Annotated in this window: 9 protein-coding genes, 1 tRNA gene and 1 pseudogene; 4 read left to right on the top strand and 7 right to left on the bottom strand. The window is 38.3% G+C overall.

The features are described from left to right. Positions 1–146 precede the first annotated feature (146 nt). The 4 genes and pseudogenes from CBG25_RS15670 to dnaQ form a co-directional block, all read right to left on the bottom strand. Positions 147–293 (bottom strand): annotated as a pseudogene (locus CBG25_RS15670) (glyceraldehyde 3-phosphate dehydrogenase NAD-binding domain-containing protein); the annotation flags it as partial. A 269-nt stretch (positions 294–562) separates the two neighbouring features. After that, entirely contained in the window at positions 563–2,557 is a 1,995-nt protein-coding gene (gene tkt, locus CBG25_RS15665) for a transketolase (RefSeq protein ID WP_290607816.1), read from the bottom strand. Positions 2,558–2,885: 328 nt separating this feature from the next. Then, positions 2,886–2,962 (bottom strand) — tRNA-Asp (locus CBG25_RS15660). A 117-nt stretch (positions 2,963–3,079) separates the two neighbouring features. Beyond that, positions 3,080–3,844 carry a DNA polymerase III subunit epsilon gene (gene dnaQ / locus CBG25_RS15655; RefSeq protein WP_290607815.1) on the bottom strand — a complete coding sequence of 255 codons (765 nt, stop codon included), beginning with the start codon at positions 3,842–3,844 and terminating at the stop codon, positions 3,080–3,082. A 59-nt stretch (positions 3,845–3,903) separates the two neighbouring features. Between dnaQ and rnhA the strand changes: the two genes are divergently transcribed. Beyond that, on the top strand, positions 3,904–4,374 hold the full coding sequence (gene rnhA / locus CBG25_RS15650) for a ribonuclease HI (protein ID WP_290607814.1): 471 nt from the start codon (positions 3,904–3,906) through the stop codon (positions 4,372–4,374). Here the strand turns inward: rnhA and CBG25_RS15645 are convergent. After that, entirely contained in the window at positions 4,371–5,087 is a 717-nt protein-coding gene (locus CBG25_RS15645) for a methyltransferase domain-containing protein (protein WP_290607813.1), read from the bottom strand. The genes rnhA and CBG25_RS15645 overlap by 4 nt on opposite strands. A gap of 44 nt (positions 5,088–5,131) precedes the next feature. On the opposite strand from CBG25_RS15645, the gene gloB reads away from it, so the two are divergent. After that, entirely contained in the window at positions 5,132–5,884 is a 753-nt protein-coding gene (gene gloB / locus CBG25_RS15640; RefSeq protein WP_290607812.1) for a hydroxyacylglutathione hydrolase, read from the top strand. Between the two features lie 89 nt (positions 5,885–5,973). Continuing rightward, complete coding sequence (gene mltD / locus CBG25_RS15635) at positions 5,974–7,338, top strand: murein transglycosylase D (protein WP_290607811.1); 1,365 nt, start codon at positions 5,974–5,976, stop codon at positions 7,336–7,338. Between the two features lie 100 nt (positions 7,339–7,438). Here the strand turns inward: mltD and CBG25_RS15630 are convergent, their stop codons facing one another. Continuing rightward, positions 7,439–7,804, bottom strand: coding sequence for a ribonuclease G (locus CBG25_RS15630; RefSeq protein WP_290607810.1), 366 nt, complete (start codon positions 7,802–7,804; stop codon positions 7,439–7,441). A 311-nt stretch (positions 7,805–8,115) separates the two neighbouring features. Between CBG25_RS15630 and CBG25_RS15625 the strand changes: the two genes are divergently transcribed. Then, positions 8,116–8,463, top strand: a complete 348-nt coding sequence (locus CBG25_RS15625) for a hypothetical protein (protein WP_290607809.1) — start codon at positions 8,116–8,118, stop codon at positions 8,461–8,463. A gap of 101 nt (positions 8,464–8,564) precedes the next feature. On the opposite strand, the gene CBG25_RS15620 is transcribed toward CBG25_RS15625, so the two are convergent. Continuing rightward, the coding region (locus tag CBG25_RS15620) for a transposase (protein ID WP_290603757.1) at positions 8,565–8,936 on the bottom strand (372 nt) is incomplete at its 5' end.

The raw sequence follows: 8,936 nt of genomic DNA, 5'->3' as shown, positions 1-8,936 counted from the left end.
ACTTGTCGATCGTCTGTTGGTGATACTGGTTTGCAAAGAGGTCATTCTTAATGGCGCTGCGTTTCTTCATGGTGGTTAGCTCAGTAGACCAGCTTCCGATAACTTTATCAGCAAAATCAAACTCGGCTTAGGTTTTTCGAGGTGCCCTTTAATAAATGCGCTATTCCTTCCGAAGTAGCAATTTCATTAATTGCAACAACAGCAATTTGAGCTCGGTGATCTGATTCATAAAGCGCTCTTAATATGCTACGCCCTATTCGCCCAAAACCATTAATTGCCACTCTAACTACCATACTCTTCCTTCAATATAACAACTGATTTGTTAATGGCTAAGAATACCGATAATTACAGCTTTTGTACTGAGGATTTTTGTCGTCAATCATAAAAAGTGTGCTTTTGATCAATAAATCTAGCAATTTTGCCAAAATGAAACGTTTCAGCTTAATTTAAATGCACTACAACATAAAAAAAGATTGCAATAGCGAATGTTCATCTGCTGAAATAAAAAGAGCGTAACTAATCATATAAAGTTTGATCAATACGCTCATATCATTTTCATCAATTACGGCAATAAAGCTTTAGCCTTCTCTATCACATTTTCCACACTAAAACCAAACTCTTTAAATAAAACCTCTGCCGGTGCTGACTCACCAAAAGTATGCATACCAACAACCCCACCGGTTGTGCCAACATATTTGTACCAATAATCGGCAATACCCGCCTCAACAGCTAATCGTGCAGTAACTGAAGAGGGTAATACAGATTCACGATAAGCGGCGTCCTGTTTATCAAAAGTATCCGTTGATGGCATAGAAACCACTCGTACTTGATAGCCTTCGGCAGTCAATTTTTCATAAGCGTTAACCGCTAATCCAACCTCAGAGCCAGTTGCAATCAAAATAAGCGCGGGTGTTTTTTCGCTATCTTTGAGCACATAAGCCCCTTTAATAATGTTGGCTAACTGTTTAGTATCACGTGGTTGCTGTTCAAGATTTTGACGGGAAAAAATCAACGCACTTGGCCCGTCATTACGCTCAATCGCATACTGCCAGGCAATGGCCGATTCAACCTGATCACAAGGACGCCAAGTACTTATATTAGGCGTCAAGCGCAAACTGGCTAATTGCTCAACAGGTTGATGGGTTGGACCATCCTCACCCAAACCAATAGAATCATGAGTATAGACAAAAATACTGCGAATTTTCATTAACGCAGCCATGCGTACTGCATTACGTGCATACTCAACAAACATTAAAAAGGTTGCACCATAGGGTATAAAACCACCATGCAAGGCAATACCATTCATAATAGCCGACATACCAAATTCACGTACACCATAGTGAATATAATTACCTGCTGGAGAATCTTTTATTGACTTAGACGCTGACCACATAGTTAAATTACTGGGAGCTAAATCAGCGGAGCCGCCTAAAAGTTCTGGCAATACCTTACCGAAAACCTCCAACGTATTTTGTGAGGCTTTACGGCTGGCAATATTAGCAGGATTGCGTTGTAATTCCGTAACCAAATTATTTGCAACCGCTTGCCAATTAGTCGGTAATTCACCTTTGGTCCGACGGATAAACTCTTCGGCAAGTTGAGGGAAAGCCCGTTGATACTCAGCAAATTTTTCACGCCAGATAGCTTCTTTTTGCTGACCAATTTCGCGAGCATCCCAGGCCTGATAAATATCTGCTGGTATTTCAAAAGGTGGATATGACCAATCTAGTGCCGCCCGGGTTTCAGCGATCTCAGTTTCACCTAATGGTGAACCATGGGCTTCTTCGGAACCAGCCTTATGTGGCGAGCCATAACCAATTATCGTTTTGCAGATTAATAGAGAGGGCTTATCGGTAACCTTACGGGCTTGCTCTATTGCTGACTTGATTTGTTCAGGATCATGTCCATCAATACCCTTGATAACATGCCAATGATAAGCGGCAAAACGTTCAGCAGTATTATCTGTAAACCAACCTTCCACCTCGCCATCGATTGAAATGCCATTATCATCATAAAAAGCAATCAGTTTACCTAATTTCAATGTTCCAGCCAGCGAACAAGCTTCATGTGAAATGCCTTCCATCATGCAACCATCACCCATAAATACATAGGTATAATGATCAACAATAGTATGGTCTGGACGATTAAATTGAGCAGCTAACGTTCGTTCGGCAATAGCAAACCCTACGGCATTTGCAATTCCTTGTCCCAGCGGGCCAGTCGTGGTTTCAACACCTGGCGTATAACCATATTCGGGATGTCCTGGTGTTTTGGAATGAAGTTGGCGAAAATTTTTTAATTCTTTGATCGGTAAATCATATCCGCTAAGATGCAGCAAGCTATAAAGTAGCATAGAACCATGGCCATTAGATAATACAAAACGGTCACGATCTACCCAGTCAGGATCGGTAGGATTATGATCCAGATAGTCACGCCAGAGTACTTCAGCAATATCCGCCATTCCCATTGGCGCACCTGGATGCCCTGACTTTGCTTTCTGTACCGCATCCATACTGAGAAAACGGATAGCATTAGCAGGGATTTTACGAGTGATCATTGTTTACTCCAAATCGAATAAATAGCAAATTTGATACTGATTTTCTCAAGGTCGTTTTGCCATCTTAACAGTTAAAATCTAATCTAGGTATCTGCCCTAAATAATCAGCGGTAACAAAATTTTAATCAATAGCAAAAGAATTAAAAATAAGTGAATGAAACAATAATAACAATCACAGTTTGTACTATAGCGAAAATCAAAACACGAATATCATAATTTTTTCTAAGCAAAAAGGCTGTGAGATTGGATATGATTTTCTGGCAAAAAGAATGTTTATTATCTTAAAATACGGAAAACCCCGAAGCTTATACTCAGGGTTTTATAATATTGGCGGTGCGGACGGGACTTGAACCCGCGCCCCCCGGCGTGACAGGCCGGTATTCTAACCAACTGAACTACCGCACCACGGTATAATCGATTTAAGAACGGCCATGATATTACGAATCAGCAATCTATACGTCAATATTTTTTAGAAAAAAAATCACTATATGCACATTTTTTCAGCTAAAAGTGTAACAATGATTAATGTTTAACCTGATCCTTTTCGCTATCACCGGAACGCCAAAGTGAAATCTTTCCGCTTTTCTTTTCAATCAGATCCAGTTTTGCTTCATGGCCAGTAATTTCTTCTTGATTAGCATAAATCACGGTTAATCCCATTGCTGAGCGTTCTATTCGTTTAATATCATCGGTATTAGTTTCACTACCTGGCTCTGAATCAACTGAAAAAGCTAACGAGGTTTGTCCTCCCGTCATTGCCATATAGACTTCGGCCAAGATCTCTGCATCAAGCAATGCGCCGTGGAGTGTACGCTTTGAATTATCGATATGATAGCGATCACATAAAGCATCAAGATTATTCCGTTTTCCCGGAAACAGCTTTCTGGCCAATACCAAGCTATCAGTGATCTGACAAAAGTTTGCTGTCGGTGGAATATCTCTATTTAACTTAGAAAACTCATAATCCATAAACCCAATATCAAAAGGGGCATTGTGGATGACTAACTCAGCACCGCGAATAAAATCTAAAAATTCATCGGCTATTTCAGCAAAAGTTGGTTTATCTTGCAAAAACTCATCACTAATCCCATGAACTTCGAAAGCTTCAGGATCAACTAATCGTGCTGGTTTTATATAAACATGGAAATGACGACCAGTTAAGCGGCGATTGATCACTTCTACCGCGCCAATTTCAATAATATTATGCCCTTCATAATGGATCCCTAGCTTATTCATACCAGTAGTTTCCGTATCAAGAACAATTTGTCTTGTAATCACTGTGCTCATAGTGCCTTTTTATGTCAGACTTAGGGTTATAAATCACGAATAAAATGAGTTTATCAGAAATGACGAAACAGGTAGAAATTTTCACCGATGGTTCTTGCTTAGGTAATCCAGGCCCAGGCGGTTATGGTATTTTACTACGTTATAATAAACATGAAAAAACATTAAGCAAAGGGTATTTTCGTACCACCAATAATCGTATGGAGTTAATGGCTGCCATTATTGGTTTGGAAACGCTTAAACAACCCTGCCAGGTTATGCTAACGACTGATAGTCAATATGTCCGTCAGGGTATCACTCAATGGATCCACAACTGGAAAAAGCGCCAATGGCGACGCGCAGATAAATCACCTGTTTTGAATGTTGATTTATGGCAACGATTAGACGCAGCAATTTCTCGACACCAAATAGAATGGCACTTGGTCAAAGGCCATGCTGGACATCCAGAAAATGAGCGATGCGATGAATTAGCAAGAAATGCGGCAAATTCACCAACAGAAGAGGATAGCGGCTACCAAACGGAACAAAATTAATGACGTTTGTGCCAACACTTAACAACCCCCATTGTATTACCTATTTTCATGCGGGTTCGAATAAATTTTATGGGTGTTGGCGTCAATGGTAACGTTCTTTTACGGGCAATGATAAGATTGATACAACCGGCAAATTGCAAATTTCTATTGATAAAATGATCAGGGCTTATCCAGGGTATAATTTGAAAACTTTGTCGCTGCAGTACTTCGTAATTCAATAAGCTCAACCAATCCAGTTGACGCCAGGTCGAAAACATATGACTACGATAGGGTTGCCGTTTACGCAAGAGAGGAATACATTTCCCTAACCCTAGCAAACTAAAAGGATTAAAATTAGATAAAATTAGCCAACCATCATCAACCAAAACCCTATCGGCTTCACGCAATAACCAATGTGGGTTAGTACTGTAAGAGAGTTGTTGTATCAAAAGACAGGCATCGATCGATTTGTCCTCGAAAGGCATTTCATTAGGATCACCTAATAATTGACAGTTACTTCCGGCTATATTCATGCTAAATTGATGGGTAATCAGCGATGCTTGAGTATCAATCTGTAAACTCAATTGGCCAATTTTTAGTAAATGGAAACCAAATATTTTTGGCCACCATGGTTGTAGCTGCTGGTTCAATGCAATACGATAATACTCTCCCCATGGAATGTCTTCCCAGGAGTCAGGCATTTTAGAGCGTTGGGCAATACGAGCTGACTTCATTGTAATATCCTTCTAACCCTTTAGCTATGAGGCATTATTATATTATGGAGCTTATCAGAATTCCTTCCTTAGTTGATAATTATATATGGCTATTAATCTATCAAGGTAACTGTATTATTGTTGATCCTGGTACTGCTAAGCCAGTGCAGCAATTTTTGCAACAAAATACTATAAAACCGGTCGCTATTTTACTTACTCACCACCATCATGATCACGTCGATGGCGTCAAAGAATTACAAAAATATTATCCCGAAATAGTCGTCTATGGTCCAATGGAAACCAGTAGCAAAGGAGCAACATGTATCATAAAAGGTGGAGAGCAGCTAAATTTTGCCGGCTTTTCATGGCAAATTTTTGCCGTACCTGGACATACTTTAGGACATGTTGCTTACTATCAAAAACCATATCTATTTTGCGGTGATACCCTATTTTCTGGTGGTTGTGGCCGTATTTTTGAAGGAACAACTGAACAAATGTATCACTCGCTTGAAACGCTTAAAGCTTTACCTGATGAGACGCTAGTCTGTTGCGCACATGAATATACCGCTGCAAATATGGTATTTGCCAATTATTTGCTACCCCACGATGAAGCAATAAAAGCTTATACTTTAGCCGTGAATCAAAAACGAGCCCAAAAACAATCCACACTGCCATCACAATTTAAAGTAGAAAAAAAGATCAATATCTTCTTAAGATATGACGATCCTTACTTACAAAAAGTATTGGGGTTTTCTCCTGCTACTTGTTCAAATTGTGATGTATTTGCTAAAATTCGCAAACTAAAAGATCGCTTTTAAATTCATGGTTGTCATTAGCTAACGAGATCAGTATCATTCCCTCTTTATTAAACAATTGAATAAATAACAACCTAGGATAGGTTACATTAATGAAGACAAAAGCGATACTATTCGCCTCTGTTCTGCTTGTTGGTTGTCAAATGACACCCAATGAGCAAACACCAGATCCGTCTTCAGCCAATCAAGATATTGAAACTACCACTTGGGAATCAACCTATTTAATAGAAAATGATTTGTGGGGTTATATTAGTAATGAGCTGAAAATGGATATTCCTGATAATGTCAGGATCAGAAATCAAATCAAATCTTATTTGGCCAAAGAAAGCTATTTGCGGAATGTGACATTACGCGCAGAGCCTTACATGTACTGGATTGTTGAAAAAATTGATCAACGCCACCTGCCAATGGAGCTTGCCCTGGTTCCTATCGTTGAAAGTGCTTTTAATCCCCATGCAACCTCACAGGCTCAGGCTACAGGTTTATGGCAAATTATTCCATTGACTGGTCAGTCATATGGATTAAAACAAAATAAATGGGTTGATGAACGCAGAGATGTCGCTGCCTCGACTAGTGCAGCACTAAATTTACTTGAACGATTAAATAACCTATTCGACGGTGATTGGCCTTTAACACTTGCTGCTTATAATTGTGGCGAGGGTTGTGTGCTTAATGCCATCAAGAAAAATGAAGAGCTTGGATTACCTACTAATTATTGGTCGTTATCACTCCCCAAGGAAACAATGAATTATGTACCAAAAATTTTGGCTCTCAGTAATATATTACGCAATAGCGAACAATATGCATTGCAATTACCAACAACCAATAAAAATAATGCGCTTATCCAGGTTAATATAGGCGAACAAATTACCTTACCTCAAGCAGCAAGACTTTCTGGACTGCCATTAACCGCTCTTAAAGCCTATAATCCAAATTTAAAACATAATATAACACCTCCAGCTGGTCCCTATACTATTATGCTACCAACAGATAAAGCTGATCTGCTTAAGGATGCGCTTTCGGATCAAGACGTATTAAATAGTATTCGCCTTGCTGTTGCCAACAATAATAAACAGATATTGGCTAGACAGCGTGCTATCAGTAATTACAAAGTTAAACGCGGTGACTCCTTATCGATTATTGCCAAACGTTTTAATACTACAACCGATAAGCTTAAGTCACTTAATGGTATGAAAACAGCCAACCTGCGGATCGGGCAAACATTAAAAATTAGCGGTAAAAATAGTTATCGTGCACCAACTATGATTGCTAAAAATAGCACTTCATCAGGCAAGAAAGGTAAAGTAAATATCAAGACCTACAAAGTCCGTCAAGGTGATTCCTATTACAGTATTGCTAAACGCCACGGCATCGATCTTAAAGATCTGATGAATTGGAACTCTAGCGTTAGAATAGCAGATTTAAAACCGGGCATAACACTGACTATTCACCTCTAATAATATTATGGCAAACTAGCCCTTCGCGCGAAGGGTTATTTTGCGCATTAATAAAAATTGACGATTATTTCTTTTTATCATTAGGTATTGAGATAATAATTTATCCCACTTGAACTTGTCCGTAGTCTGGACTGGTAAAATAAAAAATAGCAAATACTGAAAAAAATAAAAAATAGAGAATAATAAAAATCAAACTAATAATAAATGCAGCCAATCCAGCTCTATTCCAAGTATCTTGTACAAGTTTAAAGGTTTTTACATCACTATAATTACCATTACGCCATGCCCACTCATTTCCTTTAATACCACATACAAACATCCAAATAAAATTAAATAATGGAATAATACACAGCAACGGCCAGTAAGTTCGATTGCCAAATCCCCAAAAAATACTAAACATAAAAGCGCCCCAATTCCACTGCTTAACACCTTCCGGTATTGTTTTTGTTTGGACCTGATTTTCCATAATTTTCTCCTAAAAATAACAAGTAAAAAGCAACTGAAATATAGTCTATTTTATTATCAAATCAAATTTTCTTTTTTATTATATTTAATATTTTATTATAAATAAAAAAATAAATAATTATTTAATTAACTTAAAAAGAATAAAAATACCAATTTATAAAATAATGTTTATAATTAAAAACAATTTAACATTCATTATCTAAAGCAACTTTAAATAAGATTATTGGTGAAATAAAAATCTACTATTTAATATATAATAAATCCGACATAAATTTTTCATCATAAATTATATTAATACTAAAAGGAACAATAATGGACTATTGCTCAATTTTATTCAAATTAGGTTTAAAAATTCTATTGTTTACTTTAATTACTGCTAATAAATTTATTTATGCCAATACTTCTACGGTTGATATTGCAAAACCACTAGAAAATGGCATTTCATACAATACATTTTCTGAACTTCCTTTCACTCAAAGTGGCATTAGCTTTAATAATGATATCCAATCAAATCCAATACTAGACAATAAAGCGGCTAAGATTATTATCGCAGAAATTACTAGCGATAAGCCCTCTAATCTACAAGGCACAATCGGCATTAAAGGAACTATTGCAGATCTGATTATTGGGCACCTCGAAAAACTCAAGATTTTCAATTAACCCTTGGCTTTCATTCTAAATAATTAGATTTTTTTTGATTATCACGCTACTGATTCTATCGCACATTGCCCTGGCTAGGGCCATTTGACCCATTCTGGGCGTCAGAAAGCCACGATGCACGCGCTCTGGAAGTACGCCAACCGCTTTAGGTTGTAACATGCTGCCATCATCGTCATGGCAAAATTAGCGCGCACCTGTCCAATGGTGCGGATCAGTTTTCTACCCATTTGTTCCATCGCCGCAAATGCATGTTCAACCCGTGCCCTAGTCTTTGCAATCCTGTGGTTTCGCCCTTGCTGAGTCTTGGACAACGGTTTGTTTCGATGGCCTTTACGCTGAATCTGGCTCCTATAGCCGTTTGCCTTCAGCCAAGCTTCCCGCTCCGCAGAGGGATAGCCTCGGTCGGCGTAGATATTGCGATTGGTGTTGGCCTTGTCAATGACCCTTTCGAAATGCTGACTGTCGTGGGTGCT

The organism is Arsenophonus sp. ENCA (genome assembly GCF_002287155.1).
Lineage (GTDB): Bacteria > Pseudomonadota > Gammaproteobacteria > Enterobacterales > Enterobacteriaceae > Arsenophonus > Arsenophonus nilaparvatae.
Note: the sequence above shows the minus strand (reverse complement) of the source record. Positions and strands in the feature narration are given on the sequence as shown.